The sequence below is a fragment of the Nakamurella deserti genome (assembly GCF_003260015.1).
GTDB lineage: Bacteria > Actinomycetota > Actinomycetes > Mycobacteriales > Nakamurellaceae > Nakamurella > Nakamurella deserti.
The window spans coordinates 538,890-562,027 of the sequence record NZ_QCXS01000002.1 but is presented as its reverse complement, the minus strand read 5'-3'; the positions used below and the strand labels follow the sequence as shown (position 1 = coordinate 562,027).

At 66.4% G+C, this 23,138-nt stretch carries 19 protein-coding genes; 8 read left to right on the top strand and 11 right to left on the bottom strand.

Annotated features, from left to right (window positions below):
- Nucleotides 1–124: 124 nt before the first annotated feature.
- From DB033_RS02725 to recO, 4 genes are read right to left on the bottom strand one after another with little or no spacing between them, the layout of a single operon-like run.
- On the bottom strand, nt 125–913 hold the full coding sequence (locus DB033_RS02725; RefSeq protein WP_111765345.1) for a TIGR03943 family putative permease subunit: 789 nt from the start codon (nt 911–913) through the stop codon (nt 125–127).
- Nucleotides 914–938: 25 nt separating this feature from the next.
- Nucleotides 939–1,949 carry a permease gene (locus tag DB033_RS02720; protein ID WP_111765344.1) on the bottom strand — a complete coding sequence of 337 codons (1,011 nt, stop codon included), beginning with the start codon at nt 1,947–1,949 and terminating at the stop codon, nt 939–941.
- The gene (locus DB033_RS02715; RefSeq protein WP_111765343.1) at nt 1,949–2,722 is read right to left on the bottom strand and encodes an isoprenyl transferase; all 774 of its coding nucleotides are present in this window, start codon (nt 2,720–2,722) and stop codon (nt 1,949–1,951) included. Before DB033_RS02715 ends, DB033_RS02720 begins: the two co-directional genes overlap by 1 nt.
- On the bottom strand, nt 2,719–3,456 hold the full coding sequence (gene recO / locus DB033_RS02710) for a DNA repair protein RecO (protein WP_111767184.1): 738 nt from the start codon (nt 3,454–3,456) through the stop codon (nt 2,719–2,721). Before recO ends, DB033_RS02715 begins: the two co-directional genes overlap by 4 nt.
- A gap of 331 nt (nt 3,457–3,787) precedes the next feature.
- On the opposite strand from recO, the gene DB033_RS02705 reads away from it, so the two are divergent.
- From DB033_RS02705 to DB033_RS02680, 6 genes are all read left to right on the top strand, one after another.
- Complete coding sequence (locus DB033_RS02705; protein ID WP_157970469.1) at nt 3,788–4,270, top strand: GNAT family N-acetyltransferase; 483 nt, start codon at nt 3,788–3,790, stop codon at nt 4,268–4,270.
- Between the two features lie 30 nt (nt 4,271–4,300).
- Complete coding sequence (fdhD, locus tag DB033_RS02700; protein ID WP_111765341.1) at nt 4,301–5,122, top strand: formate dehydrogenase accessory sulfurtransferase FdhD; 822 nt, start codon at nt 4,301–4,303, stop codon at nt 5,120–5,122.
- 153 nt (nt 5,123–5,275) lie between these two features.
- Nucleotides 5,276–6,337 (top strand): restriction endonuclease, encoded by a 1,062-nt coding sequence (locus DB033_RS02695; RefSeq protein WP_111765340.1) that lies wholly within the window; start codon nt 5,276–5,278, stop codon nt 6,335–6,337.
- A 374-nt stretch (nt 6,338–6,711) separates the two neighbouring features.
- On the top strand, nt 6,712–6,978 hold the full coding sequence (locus tag DB033_RS02690) for a hypothetical protein (RefSeq protein WP_157970468.1): 267 nt from the start codon (nt 6,712–6,714) through the stop codon (nt 6,976–6,978).
- Nucleotides 6,965–7,813, top strand: a complete 849-nt coding sequence (locus tag DB033_RS02685; protein WP_205843618.1) for an HNH endonuclease — start codon at nt 6,965–6,967, stop codon at nt 7,811–7,813. Before DB033_RS02690 ends, DB033_RS02685 begins: the two co-directional genes overlap by 14 nt.
- A gap of 264 nt (nt 7,814–8,077) precedes the next feature.
- On the top strand, nt 8,078–9,340 hold the full coding sequence (locus DB033_RS02680) for a hypothetical protein (RefSeq protein ID WP_111765337.1): 1,263 nt from the start codon (nt 8,078–8,080) through the stop codon (nt 9,338–9,340).
- A 149-nt stretch (nt 9,341–9,489) separates the two neighbouring features.
- Here the strand turns inward: DB033_RS02680 and DB033_RS02675 are convergent, their stop codons facing one another.
- Genes DB033_RS02675 through DB033_RS02660 form a run of 4 tightly spaced genes read right to left on the bottom strand, consistent with a single transcriptional unit; the run spans nt 9,490 to nt 18,924 of the window.
- The gene (locus DB033_RS02675) at nt 9,490–10,605 is read right to left on the bottom strand and encodes a type I restriction enzyme subunit R domain-containing protein (RefSeq protein WP_111765336.1); all 1,116 of its coding nucleotides are present in this window, start codon (nt 10,603–10,605) and stop codon (nt 9,490–9,492) included.
- A 17-nt stretch (nt 10,606–10,622) separates the two neighbouring features.
- Nucleotides 10,623–10,997, bottom strand: coding sequence for a hypothetical protein (locus tag DB033_RS02670; RefSeq protein WP_157970467.1), 375 nt, complete (start codon nt 10,995–10,997; stop codon nt 10,623–10,625).
- Nucleotides 10,982–13,417: an AAA family ATPase gene (locus DB033_RS02665; protein ID WP_111765334.1), complete on the bottom strand. Its 2,436-nt coding sequence runs from the start codon at nt 13,415–13,417 to the stop codon at nt 10,982–10,984. The genes DB033_RS02670 and DB033_RS02665 overlap by 16 nt, the downstream gene beginning before the upstream one ends.
- 56 nt (nt 13,418–13,473) lie before the next feature.
- The gene (locus tag DB033_RS02660) at nt 13,474–18,924 is read right to left on the bottom strand and encodes a DUF3320 domain-containing protein (protein ID WP_111765333.1); all 5,451 of its coding nucleotides are present in this window, start codon (nt 18,922–18,924) and stop codon (nt 13,474–13,476) included.
- Nucleotides 18,925–19,203: 279 nt separating this feature from the next.
- Here DB033_RS02660 and DB033_RS02655 point away from each other — a divergent pair, with 279 nt between their 5' ends.
- Nucleotides 19,204–19,776, top strand: a complete 573-nt coding sequence (locus tag DB033_RS02655) for a hypothetical protein (RefSeq protein WP_111765332.1) — start codon at nt 19,204–19,206, stop codon at nt 19,774–19,776.
- The gene (locus tag DB033_RS21600; RefSeq protein WP_111765331.1) at nt 19,706–19,921 is read left to right on the top strand and encodes a formate dehydrogenase accessory sulfurtransferase FdhD; all 216 of its coding nucleotides are present in this window, start codon (nt 19,706–19,708) and stop codon (nt 19,919–19,921) included. The genes DB033_RS02655 and DB033_RS21600 overlap by 71 nt, the downstream gene beginning before the upstream one ends.
- Before the next feature lie 91 nt (nt 19,922–20,012).
- Here DB033_RS21600 and clpX read toward each other — a convergent pair whose 3' ends face one another.
- The 3 genes from clpX to DB033_RS02635 all read right to left on the bottom strand — a co-directional run bounded on the left by clpX (nt 20,013) and on the right by DB033_RS02635 (nt 22,975).
- On the bottom strand, nt 20,013–21,281 hold the full coding sequence (gene clpX, locus DB033_RS02645; protein WP_111765330.1) for an ATP-dependent Clp protease ATP-binding subunit ClpX: 1,269 nt from the start codon (nt 21,279–21,281) through the stop codon (nt 20,013–20,015).
- A 384-nt stretch (nt 21,282–21,665) separates the two neighbouring features.
- On the bottom strand, nt 21,666–22,322 hold the full coding sequence (locus tag DB033_RS02640; RefSeq protein ID WP_111767183.1) for an ATP-dependent Clp protease proteolytic subunit: 657 nt from the start codon (nt 22,320–22,322) through the stop codon (nt 21,666–21,668).
- Between the two features lie 11 nt (nt 22,323–22,333).
- A complete protein-coding gene (locus DB033_RS02635) occupies nt 22,334–22,975 on the bottom strand; it encodes a ClpP family protease (protein WP_338066244.1) in 642 nt (213 codons plus the stop codon).
- Nucleotides 22,976–23,138: the final 163 nt, after the last annotated feature.

The following is a 23,138-nucleotide window of genomic DNA, read 5'->3' as shown; positions in this document are numbered from 1 at the left end:
GGCCGAGCCCGCCCGGCCGCGGCGGGAACCGCCCGGAGGCCGCGGCGTCGGGTGATCATCCTTCATGCATACGAGGTGTCACCGACGAGCACAGTGGACCTGGGACCAGTCTTCGCCGCCGTCCTCAGGTCAGGTACGGATCCGCCGGTTGTGCGATCGGCGTCAGGGAGATGACGGTGGAGGTCGGTACGTAGTTGTTGCCCTGGTCGCCGGTGTCCTTGACCGCCCGGATCACCGCCCGCACCCAGGTGTCGGACGGGTACTGGGTGGGACCGTCGATGTGCGTCCGGATGGCGATCGCGTCGGCCGCGCAGCAGCTGATCTTCAGGCGCACGAGACTGTAGCCGTCGCCGTCGCAGTTCGACCGGCTGACGAAGCCCTCGACCTCGATGTCGGTGGTGGCGGTGGAGTACGCGCTGTCGTAGAGGGAGCGCTGGACGAAGTCCTGCAGGCTCAGTGGCACCGGGCTGCCGGCCGGCAGCGGCTCGGCCTCCTTGACCCGGCGGCTCTCGTAGGTGGTGCCGTCCGGAGCCGGTGTGCCGCAACTGATCCCACGGTCGACCGCGTCGGCGCCGAGTGCGGGTGGGGCCACAAAGAGCAGCACCAGGACCGGCGCCAGCATCAGCCACGGGGCGCGCGAGCTGTGGTGGTGTCCGGCGTGTGCCAGGTCCTCCGACGACTCCGGCAGCGCGTCGGCCCCGTCGGTGTCGTGATCATGCCCGGTGGCACGGGTGTCGTCGCGGACGGCCAGCACCAGCGTCGTGATCGCCAGCACGATCAGCACGCCGCCGGCGATCAGCAGCATCGGCCGGAAGCCGGGTTTGACGTACGAGGTGAACTTCCCGGACAGCGTGATCGCCAGCAGCAGCCCACCGAGCATGCCGGTGACGATCGCGCGGGTCTCCTTGTTCATCGCGGTCCTCCGATCGGCGACGGGCTCATCGTCCGGCCCCGAAGAACAGCAGGCCCACGACGAGGCCGGTGCTCGCGGCGACCACGAAGGTCAACGGGGCGAACCGGACGGCGAACCGACGCCCGAACGTGCCGGCCTGCAGCGCCACCAGCTTGACGTCGACCGCGGGGCCGACGGTGAGGAACACGAGCTTGCCGACGAGCGGGATGGTGGAGAAGGCCGCCGCGACGAAGGCGTCGGACTCCGAGCACAGCGCGAGGATGAACGCGAGCACGGCCATCAGCAGCACCGACAGCAGCAGGCTGGATCCGATGTGCTCCATCCAGGCCGCGGGCACGAGCACGTTGAAGGTCGCGGCCGCCGCGGCGCCGATGACGAGGAAGCCGGCCACCTGGGCGAAGTCGCCCGCGACGGTGGACACGAACACGCGGAACCGGGAGCCCTCGTCCTCGGCCGGTGCCGGTACCCGCGGCTTGAGCCACTCGGGGCGGCCGAGCCGCTCCCAGACCAGGCCGACGATGACCGCGGTCAGCAGGCCGGCGATCAGCCGGGCCCACACCATCCGGCCGTCGGACTGGAAGGCGACCGCGGTCGCGACCAGCACGATCGGGTTGATGGCCGGCGCGGACAGCAGGAACGCCAGCGCCGCGCTGGGCTGCACGCCGCGGTCCATCAGGCGGTTGGCGATGGGTACCGATCCGCACTCGCACCCCGGGAGCGCGATCCCGCAGGCGCCGGCGACCGGGATGGCCAGGGACGGGTTGCGCGGCAGCAGGGAGGCGAACACCCGCGCCGGCACGAACGCCGCGATGGCCCCGCTGACCAGGACGCCGAGCACCAGGAACGGTGTGGCCTGCACGACCACGGCGATGAAGACGGTCGCCCAGGTCTGCAGCGCACCGCGGCTGAGCAGCTCGGCGAGCGGTCCCCGGAGCAGGATCGCCGCCAGCAGGATCAGACCGAAGATCTCCAGCGAGCCGGGGCGGTAGCCGTTGGGCTTCGCCGGACGGACGTCGGTGGTGCCCGGTGCGCTCATCAGGCCGACCCGAACCGACGGTGCCGGCCGGCGTAGATCTCGCAGGCCCGCCACAGGTCACGCCGGTCGAAGTCGGGGAAGAGCGTGTCCAGGAAGACGAACTCGGCGTACGCGGACTGCCAGAGCAGGAAGTTGCTGGTGCGCTGCTCCCCCGACGACCGCAGGAACAGGTCGACGTCGGGCATGTCGGGCTCGTCGAGGAACCGGCCGATGGTCTTCTCGTCGATCCTGCCGGGCTTGAGCCGCCCGTCGGCGACCTGCTCGGCGATGGCCCGGACGGCGTCGGTGATCTCGGCCCGGCCCCCGTAGTTCACGCACATCGTCAGGGTCATGACGTCGTTGCCGGCGGTCATGTCCTCGGCGATCTCGAGCTCCTTGATGACGCTGCGCCACAGCCGCGGGCGGCGGCCGGCCCAGCGGACCCGGACCCCGAGGTCGTTCATCCGGTCGCGGCGGCGGTGCAGCACCTCACGGTTGAAGCCCATCAGGAACCGCACCTCATCGGGCGAGCGCTTCCAGTTCTCCGTCGAGAACGCGTACGCCGACAGGTATTTCACGCCCAGCTCGATGCAGCCCTCGACCACGTCGAACAGCGCGGCCTCACCGCGTTCGTGTCCGGCGGTGCGGGGCAGACCGCGGGCCTTCGCCCAGCGGCCGTTGCCGTCCATGACCAGCGCGACGTGGTGCGGGACCTGGTCCCGCGGGATGTCCGGCGGCCGCTCACCCGAGGCGTGCGGGACCGGCGGCAGCGGGGTGCGGCGGACCCGGGTCACGGGGCCACCCGCTCGACCAACGGCAGCGACCGCAGGCCGCGCTCGAGGTGCCACTGCAGCAGCGCCGACACCAGCCCGGACGCCTCCCGGCGGTTCAGCGGCTCGGCGGCCTCGGCGGTGGCCCAGTCGCCGTCGGCCAGCGCCTGCATCAGCGCCAGACTGGCCGGCGCCGGGCGCATCACCGCACCGTTGCGGCAGCCGGGGCACAGCAGCCCACCGGCGGCGATGTGGAAGGCGGCGTGCGGACCGGGTTCGCCGCAGCGGGCGCAGGACGACAGCGCCGGCGCCCAGCCGGCCAGGCCCATCGCCCGGAGCAGGAACGCGTCCAGGATCAACGACGGGTCGCGGTCGGTCTCGGCCAGCGCCCGCAGCGCGCCGACCAGCAGCAGGTAGAGCCGCAGGCTCGGTTCCCGCTCCTCGGCGGTGAGCCGCTCGGCGGTCTCGACCAGCACGGTGCCGGCGGTGTAGCGGCCGTAGTCGGCGGTGATCGCCGGACCGAAGGAGTCCATCGACTCGGCCTGGGTCACGATGTCGAGGTTGCGGCCCTCGTAGAGCTGGACGTCGACGTGGCTGAAGGGCTCCAGTCGTGACCCGAACTTGCTGCGGGTCCGGCGGACACCCTTGGCGACGGCGCGCACGCGTCCCGTCCGCCGGGTCAGCAGCGTGACGATGCGGTCCGCCTCACCGAGTTTGGCGACGCGCAGCACCACCCCGGTATCCCTGTAGACGGCCACCGAACCATCCTGCCACCGCCGGGCACCGCCACCCCGGTCCGACACCGCCGGGGTGACCGGGGGCACTGACCGGGCGGTCCGGCGGTGCGCCGCCGCGACCGGCGCCGCTCCGGGCGGGTCCGGCGGTGCGCGCGCCGCGACCGGCGCCCGCTCGTCCACCGGCGCTCCGGACAGACCCCCGGGCCACGGTCCCGGCCGACTTCGGTGCCGGTTGCGGTCGCCCTCACTCGGGGCCCGCCGGCGCTCCGCCGAGGGCGGAACCGGGAGCCACCTCGACAGACCGTGGACTACGCTCGTTGCACTGATGCACCGACGGAGTGGGGATTCTCGTATGGAGGTCGTGGCCACGGTCCGCAGGGCCCTTCCCGATGACGCCGAGGCGTTCTCGGCCTGCCACTACGCGTGTTGGCAGGAGGCCTACGGGGAGTTGTGGGAACCGGAGCGCTTCGCGTCGCTGGACCCGCAGGAGCTGGCCCGGATCCGCCGTCAGGAGATCACCGACGGCGAGTTCGACCACTGGCTGGCCGAGGTGGACGGTGAAGTCGCCGGTATCGCGATGGCGGGTCCCGCGGGCGACGACGACTCCCCCACCGAGCTCGAGCTCTACGCCATCTACGTGCGGGAAGCGTTCTACGGCACCGGGATCGCCACGAAGCTGCTCAACGCCGCCACGCAGGAGTCCCCCGTGTCGCTGTGGGTGTACCGCGACAACCCGCGGGCGAGCGCCTTCTACGTCAACCGCGGCTTCATCCCGGACGGCGCCGAGCGCATCGACCCCTCGGGCATCCTGGAGCTCCGCTTCGTCCGTCGCTGAGCCGGTGGGCCGCGGTGGCAAGCTGAACGGGTGAGCCGCACCGTCGCCCGTACCCGGATCCGTTCCTACCGTGACGGGCGCTTCGTGCTCCGTGAGGACGCCGTCGCCGGTGAGGAGCCGTTGGAGATCCGCGTCGGCGGCACGTCCATGGCGGTGACCATGCGCACCCCCGGTCACGACGTGGAGCTGGTGCACGGCTTCCTGCACGCCGAGGGCGTCATCGCCGCGGCCGACGACGTCGTGGTGGCGAGATACTGCGACGGCGTCGACGACCAGGGCCGCAACACCTACAACGTGATGGACGTGGCGCTGGCCGGCGGGCGCGTTCTGGACCCGTCCCGGCAGCGGACCGTGGACGGGACATCGGCCTGCGGGGTGTGCGGCAGTGCGTCGATCGACGCGATCGCCCAGCGCTCACGCCACGACTCACCGGAAGGTCCGCGCCTGACCCCGGAGGCGGTGCTGCAGCTCCCCCGGTCACTGCGGGACGGCCAGACCTCGTTCGACCGCACAGGAGGTATCCACGCCACCGGGCTGGCCGCCGCCGACGGCACCATGACGCTGGTCCGTGAGGACGTGGGGCGGCACAACGCGATGGACAAGGTCATCGGCGCCGCCCTGATGTCCGGTGGTCTTCCGCTCGCGGAGTCCGTGTTGGTCACCTCGTCGCGGGCGTCGTTCGAGCTGGTGCAGAAGGCGGTGCTGGCCGGCTGCGGCGTGCTCGTCGCAGTGAGCGCACCGTCGTCGCTGGCCGTGGAGCTGGCCCGCGACCGCGGGCTGACGCTGATCGGGTTCACCCGGGACGCGAGCTTCAACGTCTACAGCGGGGCGCACCGGGTTTTGGGCACCTGACGATCATGGATCAAGTGGCCGGATACGCTTCGCCGGTCCGTAATCCTTCCAAGTGAGCCAGGCCGTCGGAGCGCGCGCTTCGCAGGGGTCCCGCGGCGATGGGGAAGTACAGCAGTGGATTCAGTTGTCACGACGGACTGCAAGGGAGATTCGATGAGTACTGCCTGGGTAGTTCGAAGCGGGAGATCTGGCGAACGAGATCAGTGGGCGCTGGACAACGGGGTCTCTGGGGGCGGATGGAGAGAGCTTCCGGATCTGTCGGCATGTACAACAAAAGACGCGATCAGCGCTCTCGTCAGCGCTAGCTTTCCTGGCGGCAGTGACGGTATGCGTGCAAATTACACCGGCCAACTGTGGGCCCTGCGTCACAGGATCACAGCTGGCGATTTGCTAGTGATGCCACTGAAAACGACTAAGAGAATCGCGATCGGTCGCGTAACGAAGGGCTATCATTTTCTCGGTGACGAAGTGGAAGCAGACCGGCGGCACGTAGTGAAGGTGGATTGGTTGGTCACAGACCTGCCCCGGACTGCAGTCAAGCAGGATCTGCTATTCACTCTGGGCAGTGCAATGTCAGTGTTCGCTCCCAGTAAGAATCACGCTGTCCGACGCCTTGAGGCCTTGCTCAAAACTGGCATCGATCCCGGCTCGGTAGCAGCGACGACGACCGCTGCGCCCGTCAGCACCAGTAATGATCATGCACAGTTGGCCTCAGTGGATGAGCCCGAATTGGCTGCCGATATTGAACAGGTCGCCCTCGACCGCATCACTGGCCGAATCGCCGAAGACTTCGCCGGTCACGATTTGGCAACTCTCATCACTGCCATCCTGACTGCCGAGGGGTATGTGTGCGTTCAGGCGCCTCCAGGCCCTGATGGTGGAATTGACATTACAGCCGGCCGGGGGCCACTCGGCTTGGATTCGCCCCGCTTGCTCACCCAGGTCAAGTCCGGGAGCCAAGTAGGATCGCCAATAGTCACGCAACTACACGGCGTCATGACTACACACGGCGCAGAGCAGGGCCTTCTGGTTGCGTGGGGCGGTCTGTCGAAACCCGCCAGGGACGTCATGAAGAATCAGCATCTTAGGGTGAGGGTTTGGGAGGCCGCTGATGTCGTGGATGCAGTACTGAGAACCTACTCTCGCCTACCGGCCGACATCCGTACGAAGCTCCCACTCAAATTGATATGGGTCCTTGGCGACGGAGACGCATGAACTGTGTCATCTTCACGCGCTCCGTGACCAAGGTGGGCAGAAGACTAGCGGCATTCTCACATGCACCCGGATACTCCTATCGATCCGTATCCTTGGCACCGGCGATTGCGCGCAGGCTCAGAACTACCGGAACGGTGTCTGGCCACAGCGAGGCTCAGCCATAGCCAGCCCGCAAGATCGCCATGCAGAGATGGCGGAAGCACAAACCTCGGAGTGGCACCGGCAGGCCGCACCGTCAACCCACCCCCACCCCAAGACGCACAGCGTCTACTCACAGTCAGCAGGGCTCCGTGATCGGGTGTTGTCGGAACTCGATCGATGGAACTGTCGGCCACCCCGCCACCGGAACCTTGCGCTGACTGGAGGCTTGTCGCATGCATCGAACTCCGTTTCTGGTGGCCTCCTCGATAGCTGTGCTGCTCACAGGCTGCTCCGGGGAGGAAGACGTTCCGTCGTCGCCCGGCAACCCGGCGGCCTACCAGCGGATCGCTGGCCTGACGTTTTGCTCGGGCCTGCAGAAGGAGTTCGACGTCGCGATGGCCAGCGTCGACCGACGCGAGCCCGGCGACGCGCTACGGGCGGTATCTCTCACCTACGCCACGTACGCAGACGAACGGATGAAGTCCCTTGATTGTTACTGAGCTGCGCCTGGTACTTGATGCACCTCCCATTACGGACCCAAAGTCGACACCAGCAGGCCGGCAGCAGTGGCTGTTTCCCACCAACACGGCGTCCCCCAACTACTGGAACGACACCGACCGCGCGCTGGGTACTCGGCTCGCAGTTGTTGACGAGGCTCTGAACGGGCCGCTGAAAACCAGTTGGCCGCTGTTCAACGGCTATCGCACGATGCGCCCCGGCGACATCGTCTGGATCTATGCCGGCGGTGAAGGCGCGCTGTGTGCCGCCGCAACCGTCGACGACGTGCACACGCAGGCTGATGGGACATGGACGGCGTTGTGGATCTGGCGACGTGACATCACCCGAGCCCTGCAGGTACACGAATTGTCACGCCGGACGTTGGCTCCGTTCCGCTTCAGCAAGGTCGTCCGTGGTATCCGACGCGTCGATCCGGAAACCGCCCAAGTCATTGATCGGTGGATTGATGCAGCCGGTCCCGACCCGCTTGGACCTGACCTCGGCACGGACCCTTCGCTCAGCGACGATGACAATCGCCGCAAGCGCGAAGCGATCATTGCCGTCCGGCCAGGCGCCGCCCGGTTCCGGGGAGACCTCATGGACGCTTATGGCTACCGCTGCGCCATCACCGGATGTGATGTCGAGGTGGCGCTCGAGGCTGCCCACATCAAGCCTTACCGAGGACCCCGCCATGACCGGGTAGATAACGGCATCTTGCTCCGCCGAGACCTCCACGCGCTCTTCGACGCCAACCTCTTGGGTATCGACGAAACCGGCAGAGTCTTCACCATGCCAGCATCCGTCACGACCCCACTTACGGCCGGCTACACGAGGTAGTGATGCGCCAGCCGGCACTTCTGCACCACAGGGCGCGGTCGACCTGGCTCACAGAACATCTGACGCAGGTCACCCAACACTAGCCAGCAAGCCTGCGAACCTGACAACCCGACTCATTCTAGACACCCTTCCTATACTTCAGCCGGCACCAATCGCCAGACACAAGAGACCGGCGTCACCACAGCACGCAGGGCACACCCCTGACTGACTCATTACGACCTCCAGCTCGCCTCAACATGAGCGGGCCCACCATCAAGGAAACCCATGGCAGATTCCAATGAATACGTCGTCCCGGTATGGACGCTGTGCACCTCAAGCGGGACGAGGATTCCGTCGCTCGCCGACGGCGACTCCATCACCCCGGATCGGCTCACCGAGCTGCGCTCAGCCCTCGCAGCCTTCGCCGAATCCCCGATAGTCACCCTTGAGGCACATCCGTTGCCGAAGACGCTGGATCGCTCCTCCTCCGGCATTCGGCTCGATGCGATGAGCCCGCTGGCTCAGCACCTGTCCAAGCTCCTGTCACAGACCGCGAAGTCAGCGCCTGCAGCAGCAAAGGTCGATGCCGCCGGCGAGGTGCTCTACCGAATGGTGGTGCCGGCTAAGGTCGCAGCACAGGTCGGCCGAGGGCTCGTCCAGCCCATGGCGTCGAAAGCCGCAGCCGGGGGCATCCACAGCGCGATGGTCGGTGGATCCGGCATCGCCGCCCAAGCAACGTTTGTTCCCGTAGCAGCCGGAACTGCCGCTGTCGGTCTCACCGTCGCTGCGCCGCTCATATTGATGGCAGTCGCTGTTGGAGTCAGCGCTTACGTCGATCACCAGCGACAGCAGGCGGTCCAGCACATCACCGAACTCCTTGAGAAGCTTCACGGGGACAAGCTCAACGCAGAGCGCGCCGCTCTGAACGGCTGCCGCGACGCCATCGACAAAGCGACAACCGTGCTCCTCGACCGAGGCAAGATCGGTGCGTCACTCGGCCTCGACTCCGCGGTGTACGCGATCAGCAAAGCCACCGAATCGGCACGTGACCGCCTAGACGGCTGGACCGCTGCCCTTGACGGTCTTCCTGAAGGTCCCGTTGACATGGACCAGATCACCGAAGCGTTCCCGGGGATCGAGACCGCTGGCGGTGAGTTCCGTACGCACCTTCAACTCTCGGCGTTGGCCATTGCTCTAAAACGCCGAGTCATCGTGCTTCAGGCTGTCGAACACAGTCAGTCCGATGCCGGTAACCCCTTCGAGAACTTCCTCCGTATCCTCAAATCCGACCAGCAACGGGTGGATCAACTGGAAGCAGGTATCGCGTCTGTGCTGCTCCGCCTCTCGTCTTTGAAGATTCGAACGCCGAACGGGCTCTGGGACCAATTGGTGACACGAGGTTATGTCAACGAACTCCTCGCAGCGGCGCACAGACTACGAGAACTAAGAGAGGGCGTCGTCCTCGACAGCCGCGCTTCCGATGTGGTCATCGAAATCGCAAAACACGCCAACGGATCACTCTTCGTACTGCCGGCCGTTGCGGCTTGACTCAGTCTGCAACCATCGCTTCATACGGCAGCCACCACCGCGCCGGTTGCTGGGCCATGCAGCTATCTGAGCTCAAGACACACCCCTGCGCGCCGTGATCCAGGCAAGCCCCGCGCGACAGCTGTCACGCGGGGCTCGCCCGCCGGCAGTCACGCGGCGGTGTCTTTCAACTGTCGGTACGGGTCCGGCACGAGCAGGGCGACAAACTCGGACGCGAGGTGCTGGTTCGCTAGGAGCTTCTCGCTCATGGCGCTGTGATTGGTCATCGCGTCGACAACGGCGGACACAAACGCCTTGCCAACGTCGGGGCTGTCGGAGAACTGCTTCTCGTTGTTGACCTTGGCTTGTTCCTGCAGGGACTCGGTCTCGGCCATCTTGCCCAGGATGTGGTTGTGGATCGCAACCCGGTCTGCGTCGCTGAACGCGACGTCGTCGAAGAGCCCGTTGAGCTGGGTGACGATCTTCGACAGCCGCGCCAGCTTGGGGTCCTTGGCGGTCCCGGCGCCGGCGGCGGTCATCGGCCGCAGCGGGTCGGCACCGCCGCCGAGGGCGAGCTGCGCCTGGTCCTGCTTATGCGCCTTGAAGCAGGTCATCTCGACCGAGGAAAGATCGATCCCAACAGCGCCCGTCTTGTCGACGATGACGCGCGACAACAACCGGTAGAACAGCGCCCGTTTCTCCAACGCGGGGTCACGGTAGTCGATGACCTGCGACAGGAAATCGTAGGCGCGGACGTACGCGCCGAGGTCGCTACGGAACAGCTTGAGCGCTTCCAGCGCTGGTCCGTCCCCGGCGGTGGTCGCCTGGTCGATCTGGGTCAAGAAGCGAGACTTGCCCGGGGTGATCCCCTGCGTGAGGGCGTTGTTACCTTCGCCGTTGCCATAGACAGCGGCCAAGCCATCGACCTCAGAGTCGGTGTAGATCTGCGCGGCGTCGAGCTTGTCCCGGATGTCGTGGATGACGTTGGGGTCCGAAGGGCCGGCCAGGGTCGTCTGCCGGTAGTAGGGCTCGAACGCAGCGAGGATGTCGTCGGGATTGTTGACGAAGTCCAGCACGTACGTGCTGGACTTCCCTCGGAAAGTGCGGTTGAGGCGGGACAGGGTCTGTACGGCGGTAACCCCGGAGAGTTTCTTGTCGAAATACATCGCGACGAGCAGCGGCTGGTCGAAGCCGGTCTGGAACTTGTTGGCCACCAGCATCACGTTGTACTCGTCGGTGTCGAACGCCCGGTCCAGGCTGCGGCCCTTGAGCCCGGGGTTGACCACTAGATTCAAGAGCGACTTCAGGCATCGGTGGGCTCGCCAACCAGCGCGGCGACAAGTGCCGTCAACGTTCGCACTTCGCTCGTCGTCGGCTGTAGCTGATACGCGTGGTGGTGACATGCCTCGGAAAGCCCGGACCACGCCCGGAGCATCAACCGGGCGCGGTCGGGGTCGGCCAACTGGCTCAGAATGATCAGCCGCGACCGGGTGCTGGCGTGCCGCAGGTCAGGCGAGAGGTAGCTGCATTCGTCCTCGATGATCTCCTCAACCGCCTGCCTTGCGAGGAAGGCCGCGGCCCTGCTCACCCGCACTCCCGGGATCACCACCGTCCCCTCCAGCACCGATGCGGCGTGTTCCAGCAGATGCGCGCCTGGGGCCGTCACTTCTTCGCCCATCTGACGGCGTGTACCGCTGCTTTCACGTCTTTGATCTCATCGAGGTGGTCAGCGTTGGCGCCTTGGTGCGCGCCGCGTCCGCAGATGCGGAGCGCCCGCCTCCGCTTGGAGTCGCCGTCAACCCATCCGTCGATCGACGCCTTGCGGTCTCCGTGAAGCGCCAGGGCCACGCGTTCGGCGGTCCGCTTGGCGTCCTGCCACCTTGATTCCACGTCCACCCGCGACAGTCCCTGGCTGAAAGCGTTGCTCATGAACACGTCTCGCGCCGCAGACTCCAACGCCATCCGGCACAGGCCAGGGGTGATCTTGTCCTTGATGGTCGTCGGCACGTTCTCATCCCTGGCGACCGCCCAAGCCTCATCGAGGTACCGACTAGCAGGGTCTGCGGCGCTGCTGATCGTCACTTGCGAGTCCGCACCGCGGGTCACCTCGACAATCCCGGCGTCAACACCGGATCGCCGTACCGCCTCCGGCAGCCGGTCATCATGAGACAGCACGATGACCTGACGGTCGAGGGCCAGCTCGCTGATGACCTGGACAAATCCCTCGACCTTCGACGGGTCCATCGCCTGGATCGGGTCGTCGAGAACGACGAAGCGGAAGGGACTCTGAGGTGCGGTGGCTCGCGGGAGGAACAGGGACAGTGCCAACGCGTGCAACTCCCCCTGGCTCATCACCCCGAGCGCACCCGCCTCGGTGCCGTCGACCTCCGCGCGCAGGTCGACCTTGCGTTGTGTACCGCTACCGGTGAGCCTGATGGCTCCGAGGTCGACGTTGCTCTCCTGACGGAGCATCGCCCAGATCGCCCGGGCCCGACCGGCGATAGGCTGCAGCCGCTCGTTCCGCAGAGCGGCGCCGTTCTGCTTGAGCCACTCAGCCGCGGCCTTGACCCGATCCGTCATCGGTCCGTTCTCGCCGGCGGCAGTGGCAAGCCTGAGCCATGAACTCAGCTCGAGCGCCAACGGCGACCACAGATCCTCCCGCTGCGTCAGCAGTTCGGCGGCCTGCACGCGGAGGCCGTCGAACGCCTCCGCCAATGGCGCGAAGGCTTCTCGCAGATGCGTGGCGAGCTGGACATCCCCCGCTGGCGCGGCCAGCCAGTTGGCTTGGGCCGCCGCGGCGGGTCCGAGCAGCGTGAGCTCTGCGTCTGTGACGGCCGGCAGTTCTCGGGTGGTGCGGACGATGTCCACGGCGACGCGCCGGGCTTCCTCCAGCGCCCCCTGCGCCCTATCGATGTCGGCGATCTCGGCGTGCGCCGCGTCCACCTCGGCGCGCGCGACGGTCGCCCACTCCGCGTTGAGCTCCCCTTGTGAGCACACCGGGCAAAGCTGATCACCGTGCTTCGCGTGGAGTTCCACCGCGCGCTTCAGGATTTGTGATCGCTCGCGGAGCATCTGCCCGGCAGCGTTCGCCACGTCGACCATGCCCTGGACGGCGGACTCGAGAGCTTCAGCTGCAGCAGCTACGTCTGATTCTGTAGGGACCGACCACCGACTCAGTCGCTCGAGTACATCGAGGCCCTGATCGACTGATCCGGACGCCCCGGTGACAAGCGAGGAAATCGCGCCCAGGTCCGGTGCCCGCTTCCTGAGCTGCGCGAGTGCAGTCGCAGCCCGAGAATCGCCTGATGCTTCCAGCTTCGACTTGAGTCCCACCACAAGTCGTTTCGCCTCGGCTTGTGGCGCGCTGAGCGCCTTCGACTGCGCGGTCAACCGCGTCAACGCATCATTCAGTTGCTGCAGACCGAGGATCTTCTCCAACGCGTCGTGGAGCTTGCTCGGCTCGGCTTCCATCCGGCCGCCGAGCTCGTCGTAGGACAACAACGGCCGGTAGAGCTCCATCGGGACAGACCATCCGAGGCTGTCGAGCCCGGGCTGCCGGGGCGCCCCCTGTCGTTGGACCCACCGCGCGCAGTCGTCGAGATGAGCCGTCGAAGACCAATCGAGGCCGACCGTGGTCACGCCCTGTCCCTCTACCGCAATCTCGATACGGATCTCCGCCTTGTCCGCAGTGTGCAGATTCCGCCAGCTGTCCTTCCAAACCTTTGACTTGTTCGCCCAGCGGTAGCTCTGACCGGTGATGGCGAACTCCAACGCCTCAGCGACGGACGACTTACCCGACCCGTTCCGGCCGGCGATGACGGTGAGGCCCGGGCTGGGGCTGAGCGCCAGCGACAGCTGCGGACCGATACCTCGGAACCCTGAAACCTTGATCGACTTCAAGTACGCACCGACCGGCTGCACCGGGTCAGCGTGCTCAGGGGCCGCTGGCGCAGCCGTACCCGGGCCGAGCTCTATCACTGAGGACAGGGTCTCGTCGCTGTCCAACGCGGCCAAGATGAGCAGCTTGACGTCCTCGGACAACGATGTGTCGGCGTCTGCCAGGTCGAGGACAGTCGTGATCAGGGTATCTTCGGTCATCGGGTCAACTCTCTGATCAGGTGGGGTTTGGAGCACGCGCCGCGTGGTGGCCGGGCTCACGCGTCGGCGATCCGAAGGCCCTGGTTGCGAACGCTTTCCACCGATCCCTGGCCAACGAGACGTGAGATCGCGCTCTCAATCGCGCTGTGGATGTCGGCACCAACCCGCCGCCACCCGAACAGTCGGGCCACCGCCTGCAGCGTTGCCTCGCGGTCGGCCAGAACCGCGTCCCTGATGACGTTCAGCGCCGCCAACTCCAGCTCCTCGGGCGGAACCTGGATCACTTTGCGAACCGTGCCGTGATCGGCCGGCACGCGGACCGCAGCGGCACGTGCGTCCCGCACGCGGTAGAACCCGAAGTCGTCCCGGACCACGGACTGCCCGTCGATGACGACTTTCGCGAGGGCACGGTCGACGTTGCCTCGGATCAAGCTGCCCATCCGCCCGACCCCCCAGTCGTCATTGAAGCGCGCGTAGATCAACGATTCATGAATGGGCGCCTCCACCGCGAGGACCTTGCCGAAGTACCGCCGTAGCGACGGCAGGGCGTCCGGCGTCTTCGGGTCGTAGAGAAAGTCCGCCTCGATGTCGGCGGCAACATATGGCAACGCCCAATCGGGTCGGGCGTCGAAGTCGACGACCTCGAATTCGACGGTCGAACTCCGCATCGGAACGAGCGCCGGCAGCGCATCGCCATCGCTGGCGGCGACGGCCTGTTCGATGGCTGACCGCAATTGAGTCTCTTGGACGACGCGGTCTCGCCACCAACTGATTCCCCAGATCCGGTGCACGGTCCAGCCGAGTCCGACCAGCACCGCCTCACGCAGTCGGTCACGATCGCGCGCGGTCTTCGCCGAATGGTAGGCAGCGCCATCGCATTCCACGGCCAGCACGAATGAACCGTGCCGATCCGGGTGACGGATCGCGATGTCGATGCGATATCCGGCGGCTCCCACCTGCGAGACGGCGTCGTAACCCCACGAGCGGATAACCTGCAGCACCTGCTCCTCGAACGGGCTCTCCGCATCGCCCAGGCTCTCGACCGAGTCCGTGGACAGAGCAGCCATTCCTCGTTCGGCGAAGTCGAGGTACCCGCGTAGATGGCGAATACCCTCCGACTGCGTTTCGGTCATCTGACTGGCCCGGAACGAGCTCACCACTTCCACGCGGCGGCGCGCACGGGTGATAGCCACATTGAGGCGCTTCCAGCCACCCTCGCGGTTCAACGGGCCGAAGTTCATCGTCATCTTGCCGAACTCGTCCGGCCCGTAGCCGATGCTGAAGAAGATGACGTCCCGTTCGTCACCCTGGACGTTCTCCAGGCTCTTGACGAAGAACCCGTCGAGACGGTCGTGGTCACCGAGCAAGCCCCGCAAAGCCGGGTCCGTGTCCGCCCGCTGTTCCAGCGCTGCCCGAACGCAATCCTCCTGAGCCGCAGAGAATGTCACCACCCCCAGCGACAGCTCGGGATGCTCGTGCAGATGATGCGCGACCCGCTCGGCGACCTTCGCTGCCTCGACCGGATTGTCGCGGGCACCACCACGTCGGTACTGCCCGTTCACCACGATGAGCTCGACACCCAGGTCGGGCGCATCGAACACCGCACCCGGGAAGGTGCTCAGCTTGCCGTCGTAGAAGCGATAGTTCGAATACGTGATCAGGTCTTCGTGCTGACTGCGGTAGTGCCAGCTCAGCGGCAGGGAGGTCAACGCTCCGGCACCCTTGGCCAGGTCCAGTACCGACTGGAAGGAGTCGAGATCGGTGTCCTCGTCCTCGTCCTCGCCACTGGCGAAGAAGTCGGTCGGCGGCAGCTGCTTCTGGTCCCCCGCCACCACGAGTTGCTGACCGCGGTAGACGCAGTTGATCGCGTCTGCCGGCAGCACCTGTGAGGCTTCATCGAAGATGACGACGTCGAAACGCAGGTCCGCCGGGAGGTACTGCGAGACGGAGAGCGGGCTCATCATGAAGCACGGCTTGAGTTCCTGCACCAGCTCGGCGGTCTCGGACAACAGCGCGCGAATGGGCTTGTGCCGGGTCTTCTTCTGCGCTTCGCGAGCGATGACCTGGGCCGCCCTGCTGCGAAGCGAGCGAGGCCGGCGGGCGCTGCATCGTTCGGCGACGACCGAGTAGCTGTCCTGGACGAGCTGTCGATCGAGATCCCGGAAGTGGGTGACCAGAGCGTCGCGCTCTTTCGACCTGTATTGCGTCAGACGGTCGTCGGTTCGGATGGTCTCATCGGCCCATGCCTGCAGCATCGCGGTTTCGAAACAGGCCGACAGCACATCTTTGTCGGTTCGCGCCTGCTGGACGGCATCGAGTACGTCGGCCAGCCCGTGCGACGTGAACCAGGTTCGTTCGTGCTGGAATCGACACCACTCGTCGATGTCACCGACGCCGGTTGCCGCCATGTCGCTCATGAGGACGGCCGCCGCCTCCAGGTCCGCGCTGACCTCGATGCGCAGCTCACGTTGCCGCTCCACCGCGAAGTCGTTCAGAATTGCAGTGCGCGCACGTTCCCAGTCGTTGATCCGAGAGGCCAACTGCACCGGCGTCATCGCGACGGTGCCGAAGTTCTGGGCAACCGTGGGCGCGACGGGCCCGGACAGCGCCGTCCGGACCTGCTCGGACCACGACAAGGCCGACCTGACCACCGACCAGTCGGTGTCCGTCCCGCCCCACAAGGCTCCGAAAGTCGACTCATCGACGTCTCGGGTACTTTCGAGCGTCGTCGCGGCGATCTGTACCTCCCTGGCCGTCAGCAGAACCGTTCTCGCCTCGTCGACGGTCACGTCTCTACCGGCCAGCACGGCGACGTGTTCGATGGCCTGGAGAGGAGCCACCAGAGCCGCTCGCTGCTGCTCACACCACGACGCGGCCTCGTCGAGGGTGAGGTTGCGGAGCGCGAGTCGTGCTGTCACACCCAGATTTGCAGCGGACTGCTCTTCCCATTGGGACAGACCTGCGCTGAGCTTCATCGACAGCGGCACCAGCGACGGATCCGGTACCGCTCCTGCGGCGAGTTGGCCAGCTAGACGAGCACTGTCGAGGTCGGCACCGGCGAGACGGACCGCCTTCTCCGCTACTTCGACGGCTCCCGCGATACGCGCGAAATCTGTGTCGAGGCGCTCGTACCGGGGTCCGAGTGCCGGCGCGAACCGCTGCTCGCGGGTAGCGAGTTCGCGGTGCGCCTTTTGCCACTCCGCCGCTTCCCCGAGGTGGGCCAGTACCCCCTTGTCGAGCTTGCCGCTGATGGTGACTTCCTTCAGGGCCTTCCGGTCAGCTCTCGCGGGACCGGAGAATTTCGCGAAACCCTTGTAGGTGTCACGGAACCGGATGTGCAGGGTCGACAGCTCCAGGTCAAGTGCCTGCGCACTGAACACCTCCCGCATCGCCTCGTCGCGGCGCCGGACGAGCTCCACCAGAGGCGCGAGAACGGTCATCGACTCCTGGACGGCCTGATAGACGGCCGGGTTGAGCCATTCCGCCTCCGGCCGTTGCGGCGCCGACCCCAGACCGGCCAGTTTCGCGTAGGTCATCGCGCTGGCTGCGTCAATGCGGGCTTCCCGCATCCCAAGCAGGCGAGCGAGGCGAGCTGCGTCCTGCGACATGGCGCGCAGCCAGGGTGCCGCCGCCTCGAGGAATCCCGCCTGATGCCCGACCTCGGTGGCTTTCAGGGTCAGTTCCGGCTTCCAGGAAGCACGGCTGAGCGTGTCGAGGTCGGCGAGCCTCTCGTGCTCGACGTCCGGCCAGCGGTCGCCGACCGACGCCTCGAGCCGGCCGCGGGCGCCGAGAAGATCACCGACTGTGCTCTCGCGCGCGGCGATCAGCGGGAGAAGGTGGGCGATCTCAGGTGCGGTGAGCCACATGTCGGGTGGGTTCGGGTTGCGGCTGGCGAGATCCAGCAACTGCAGTCTCCGCCGGATGTCGGGCTCCGACATCGACATCGCGACTCCGAGATCCTCGTCGACCGCGTGGATCCGGCTGATCAGCGCATCCGCGGCTCGGCCGGCTTCGGCGGCCGCGCTACTCATGCGTTGGGCGTCCGCATTGTCGAGGTCGTCGGCGGCGAGCCCGGCCCAGAGAAAGTCGTCGCCCTCTACCACGGGGCGCCACGCCGACCCCAGGCGCCGCGCGTGCTCGAGCACTTCGGCGAGTTGGCCACCTGTCAGCTGGGCATGCTGGGGACTTCGTAGCGGTGTGACCCGCACGGGCGCGTCAAGCTCGGCGATCCGACCCAGCGCCCAGAACATGGTGCGATTGAAGGGCTTTCTGGTTTCGTTCATCGCGTTCGCGTATTGGGTCAGCTGTCGGCGGGCCTCGGTCAGCGTCTGGACGTCGGACTCGCCGAAGCGATGGCTGACGCGAACCTGCTGAGTCAGCGCAGCATGGAGCTCCTCGACGACATGCTTGCGCGTTGCGGCATGGCTGTGCAGCTCCAGGAGGAAGTTGTCCAGACCGGCTCCGCCGATCCGGTTCCGGACCACGTCCAGTGCAGCGGCCTTCTCGCTGACGAAGAGCACCGTCTTGCCGTCGGCCATCAGCTCGACGACCATATTCGCGATGGTCTGGCTCTTCCCGGTGCCGGGCGGGCCGTCCATGACGAAACTCTGGCCGGCCTTCACCGCGAGAATGCATCTCCGCTGACTGCCGTCGGCGTCGAGGATGCTGACCAGCTGTTCCGGCGGGAATGTTTCGTCCAACGTCGACTCGTCCACCGGATCGAACGACAGCGAATGCGCAGAAGGGGAATCTGGCCCGAGGGCCAGCAGCTGGACCATCGGGTGTGCGGCGACCGTGGCGAGGTTCTCACCCAGGTCACGGAACATCGCCTCCTTGTGGAAGGTGAAGGTGGTCAGAACGGTTCGCCCCAGCACGGACCAACCCGGCCGGTCGAGGATTGCCGTCGCCAGACTCCTCATGATCCCGTCGACATCGACGTCGTCAATATCGATGTCGGGAAGATCGATGCCGAGTGCATCGAGCTTGTGTCGGAGAGCCGCGTTGAACATCGGCTCGTCCTCGGTTCGGCTGAGTTCGTATGGCTGTCCGACTCCTGCCCGCGACAGCTCCACCGGGAGCAGTACCAACGGGGCCAGCGCGGGCTTGCCGTCGTCGGGGTCGATCCATTCGAGCATTCCCAGGCCGAGATTGAGCGTCCACAGGCCGCGATCGGCGTAGACCTGCTTCGACACGGTGTCGAGCCTCTTCAGGCCCCGTTCCACTTCCACCGGCGTCTTATCGCTGACCAGCGCATGCAAGCCGTCGTAGCCTTCATCATCCGCAGCCAATCCGGCCTGCCGGGCGGCGAGGAGAACACTGCCGCCGTTCAGGTCCGAGGCGATCTCCACGGGTCCCGGTGCGACGACCTCGAACGAGCTGCTCTTGGTGTGCTTGAAGTACAACAAGCGCTGCCGACGATCCAGTGCGATGAGGCTGCGACGCCACTGTTCCAGCTGGCGGTTCAGCTTGTCCTCGAGTGATGCCGTCAGCTCAGTCTGCGCTGTCATCGATTCCCCCGTTCGGCGCGCTTGAGGGGAGCGTAGCCGGTCCCAGACACAGCCGATGCGTGTTCAGCTGCGCTGCGACGGCATCCGGACACACGAATACCCCGCTTGCTCGGTTCGCCTGACCAGGTGGACACCACCGGAGGACAGCACCCGCTACGACCTTCGGCCACCATCACAGGGAAGCCGATGTCGAACTGCTGGTAGCGCAGATTGGCTCAGAAGGCCTCGCCACACATTGCTAGGGTCTCCATCCCGGCCGCAGCAGATGAAGGACAGGCGATGACCGATCAATTCGATCCTCAGGACGCCGTCAGTGACGACGCATCGTTCACATTCTCGGACGATTGGGTCGGCTTCTCGACTGTGCTCCCTCCCGGTGAGGTGAGCAGCTTGGAACGGTCCGCCTTCGCGGACTGGGCCTGGGCCGTGCTGAGGACCCGCACCGCCGACGGCGAACCAGGATGGTGCACTCGCGCTTCAGAGCACTGTCAACCAGCAGAGTTGCTAGGAGTGTTGACGAGGCAGTACCGAAGCATTCTGACAGCGTCAGTCGCTGCATGGACCCCCTCCGAAACCGACGTAGGCGCGGACATTGACGAAGGCTCCGTCAAGCGAGAGCTCGTCCCAGTGAACGACCTCGTCGACAATCTGGCGACGACGCCGCTCGATGCGGATGACACTGCTGACGGAGCATTCATTGTCCTCAAAGTCATCTTCGAGGACGGACTGGAGAACGACGGGTTCAGGGTGATAGGCGACATCACCGACGAGGAGCTCATCGGTGCGCTCGCGGTCCAAATCGAGCTGCTCCAGGTACAGCTCAGCGCGCGGGAGAACGATCGCCCTGTCTGAGCGCGACGTTGCAAAGGTTGCACCCAAGGCGCCATCGTCGCTGGCGGTGGGAGTGGCCCGCGACCGCGGGCTGACGCTGATCGGGTTCACCCGGGACGCGAGCTTCAACGTCTACAGTGGCGCGCACCGCATCGTCGGGACCTGACCGGCCGCGAGAACCCGTGAAAAGAAAATCGTGGCGGTTCCTGCTCGGTGAGCGAGCAGGAACCGCCACGATCCGGTCGAGCGGGGAACGCTCAGGCGCTCTTCTCGCGCGGCTCACGCTTGGGCTTGCGCGGCACGATGGTCGGATACACGTTGTCCCGCACCGTCTCCGCGGTGACGACGACCCGCTCCACGTCCTCGCGGCCGGGCACGTCGTACATCGCCGACAGCAGGACCTCTTCCATGATCGCGCGCAGGCCACGGGCGCCGGTCCCCCGGTGGATGGCCTGGTCGGCGATCGCCTCGAGCGCGTCGGGGGTGAACTCGAGCTGCACCCCGTCCATCTCGAAGAGCCGCTTGTACTGCTTGCACAGCGCGTCGCGCGGCTCGGTGAGGATGGAGATCAGCGACTCCTTGTCCAGCGCCGTCACGGTCGCGACGACCGGGAGCCGGCCGATGAACTCGGGGATCAGGCCGAACTTGATGAGGTCCTCGGGCATGACCTCGGAGAACACGTCCGACGAGTCGATGTCGAGCTTCGAGCGCACCTCGGCACCGAAGCCGAGGCCCCGCTTGCCGACCCGGTCGCTGACGATCTTCTCCAGACCCGCGAACGCCCCGGCCACGATGAACAGCACGTTGGACGTGTCGATCTGGATGAACTCCTGGTGCGGGTGCTTGCGGCCGCCCTGCGGCGGCACGGAGGCCTGCGTGCCCTCGAGGATCTTCAGCAGCGCCTGCTGCACGCCCTCACCCGACACGTCGCGGGTGATCGACGGGTTCTCCGACTTGCGGGCGATCTTGTCGACCTCGTCGATGTAGATGATGCCGGTCTCGGCGCGCTTGACGTCGTAGTCGGCCGCCTGGATGAGCTTCAGCAGGATGTTCTCGACGTCCTCACCGACGTAGCCCGCCTCGGTGAGTGCGGTGGCGTCGGCGATGGCGAACGGCACGTTCAGCATCTTCGCCAGCGTCTGCGCGAGGTAGGTCTTGCCGCAGCCGGTGGGGCCGAGCATCAGGATGTTGGACTTCGCCAGCTCCACGGGCTCGGGCCCGCGGTCGGGACCGGCCTGAATGCGCTTGTAGTGGTTGTAGACCGCCACCGCGAGCGCACGCTTGGCCGGATTCTGGCCGATCACGTACTGGTCGAGGAACTCGTTGATCGCGGTCGGCTTGGGGAGCTCGTCCAGCTTGACGTCGCTGGTCTCCGTCAGCTCTTCCTCGATGATCTCGTTGCAGAGATCGATGCACTCGTCGCAGATGTAGACGCCGGGCCCGGCGATCAACTTCCGGACCTGCTTCTGACTTTTCCCGCAGAAGGAGCACTTCAGCAGGTCGCCGCCGTCACCGATGCGCGCCATGTGCTCTCACAATCACCTAGAAGACCGACCGCCGTGTCCGCCGCGTCGGATGATCGCGGGCACTCGGAGTCGACGTTACCGTTCGACGACCCGGAAAAGCGGGACGCCTCTGCTGCACGGCGCTGTGTTCCGGCCGTTGTGGAAGATCTCGTGGACACCGGGACGGATCGTCCCGTGTCGTGTGTCACCACCGTCTCGCCCGAGCCCCGTCACCGGCCGTTCCGACGGATCACGTCGGGAGCGGTGGAGGGTGCCGGACGCTTTCCACTCTAGCCAGCCCGGGCGGAATCGCGAGGCTTTTCCGCCCGGGCCGCACCAGAGTGCACGGGTGCATCGTCGCCGGTCAGCGCACCGGAGGTGCGGCCGCCGACCCGGGAGCGACGGTCAGCCGTCGATCTTGCGGTAGGCGAGGACCTGGTCGATCAATCCGTACTCCACGGCCTCGGCCGCGGTCAGGATCTTGTCGCGCTCGATGTCGGTCCGGACCTGCTCGGCGGACTTCGTGGAGTGCTTGGCCAGCAGGTCCTCAAGGGTGGTGCGCATCCGCTGGATCTCGTTGGCCTGGATCTCCAGGTCCGACACCTGGCCGTAGACGCCCTCGGTGGCCGGCTGGTGGATCAGGATGCGCGAGTTCGGCAGCGCGAGCCGACGGCCGGGGCTGCCGGCGGCCAGCAGCACCGCGGCGGCCGACGCGGCCTGCCCGAGGCACACCGTCTGGATCGCCGGGCGGATGAACTGCATGGTGTCGTAGATCGCCGTCATCGAGGTGAACGAGCCACCCGGGGAGTTGATGTACATGGTGATCTCGCGGTCCGGGTCCAGGGACTCGAGCACCAGCAGCTGCGCCATCACGTCGTTGGCGGACGCGTCGTCGATCTGCACACCGAGGAAGATGATGCGCTCCTCGAACAGCTTGTTGTAGGGGTTGGACTCCTTGACCCCGTAGCTGGTGCGCTCGATGAACGACGGCAGGATGTACCGGGCCTGGGGCGCGCTGAGGCCCGAGGAGATGCCGGTCGGGACGTAGGAGTTCGGGTTCATGATGTTCTCGCTCACTTGACCGGGCTCTGCGACGCGCGAGCGATGACCTTGTCGATGAAGCCGTACTCGAGCGCCTCCTGGGCGGTGAACCAGCGGTCGCGGTCGGAGTCGGCGGTGATGCGCTCGACGGTCTGACCGGTGTGGCCGGCGATGATCTCGGCCATCTCCTTCTTGGTCCGGTTCAGCATGTCGGCCTGGATCTTGATGTCGGACTGGGTGCCGCCGACGCCTGCGCTCGGCTGGTGCATCAGGATCCGGGCGTGCGGCAGGGCCGCCCGCTTGCCGGGCGCGCCGGCGGACAGCAGGAACTGACCCATCGAGGCCGCGAGGCCCATCGCGATGGTGGCGACGTCCGGCTCGATGAACATCATCGTGTCGAAGATGGCCATCCCCGCGGTGACCGAGCCGCCCGGGGAGTTGATGTAGAGGGTGATGTCCTTCTCGCCGTCTTCGGCGGCGAGCAGCAGCAGCTGCGCGGTGATCTCGTTGGCGTTGGTGTCACGGACCTCGGAGCCCAGCAGGATGATGCGCTCACGGAGCAGGCGCTCGGAGACCGAGTCGGTCAACGACATGCCGGGGGTTCCCCGCATCACCGCGGGGAGGATCTCCGGGGCGGCCGCCTCGATCGCGGCCAGGGGGTGGCGGTTGCTCACTGACTTCTCCCTGCTTTCCAGGTTGACTTGATGGCACCGGCGGCGCTGCGGATCCGCAGCGCCGGGACTGCGTCAACAGCGGTGGTGCGTCACGCCGACAGTAATCACGCGGGCCCCCGGTTCGTCGCCGGTCGGGCCGGTGTTCGCTGTCGGCGTGACCACA

What these genes read in the sequence shown, in the direction of transcription:
- DB033_RS02725 (WP_111765345.1), bottom strand. Translation starts at nt 913, where the DNA reads ATGAACAAGGAGACCCGCGCGATCGTCACCGGCATGCTCGGTGGGCTG.
- DB033_RS02720 (WP_111765344.1), bottom strand. Translation starts at nt 1,949, where the DNA reads ATGAGCGCACCGGGCACCACCGACGTCCGTCCGGCGAAGCCCAACGGC.
- DB033_RS02705 (WP_157970469.1), top strand. Translation starts at nt 3,788, where the DNA reads ATGGAGGTCGTGGCCACGGTCCGCAGGGCCCTTCCCGATGACGCCGAG.
- DB033_RS02695 (WP_111765340.1), top strand. Translation starts at nt 5,276, where the DNA reads ATGAGTACTGCCTGGGTAGTTCGAAGCGGGAGATCTGGCGAACGAGAT.
- DB033_RS02690 (WP_157970468.1), top strand. Translation starts at nt 6,712, where the DNA reads ATGCATCGAACTCCGTTTCTGGTGGCCTCCTCGATAGCTGTGCTGCTC.
- DB033_RS02680 (WP_111765337.1), top strand. Translation starts at nt 8,078, where the DNA reads ATGGCAGATTCCAATGAATACGTCGTCCCGGTATGGACGCTGTGCACC.
- DB033_RS02670 (WP_157970467.1), bottom strand. Translation starts at nt 10,997, where the DNA reads ATGGGCGAAGAAGTGACGGCCCCAGGCGCGCATCTGCTGGAACACGCC.
- DB033_RS02665 (WP_111765334.1), bottom strand. Translation starts at nt 13,417, where the DNA reads ATGACCGAAGATACCCTGATCACGACTGTCCTCGACCTGGCAGACGCC.
- DB033_RS02660 (WP_111765333.1), bottom strand. Translation starts at nt 18,924, where the DNA reads ATGACAGCGCAGACTGAGCTGACGGCATCACTCGAGGACAAGCTGAAC.
- DB033_RS02655 (WP_111765332.1), top strand. Translation starts at nt 19,204, where the DNA reads ATGACCGATCAATTCGATCCTCAGGACGCCGTCAGTGACGACGCATCG.
- clpX (WP_111765330.1), bottom strand. Translation starts at nt 21,281, where the DNA reads ATGGCGCGCATCGGTGACGGCGGCGACCTGCTGAAGTGCTCCTTCTGC.
- DB033_RS02640 (WP_111767183.1), bottom strand. Translation starts at nt 22,322, where the DNA reads ATGAACCCGAACTCCTACGTCCCGACCGGCATCTCCTCGGGCCTCAGC.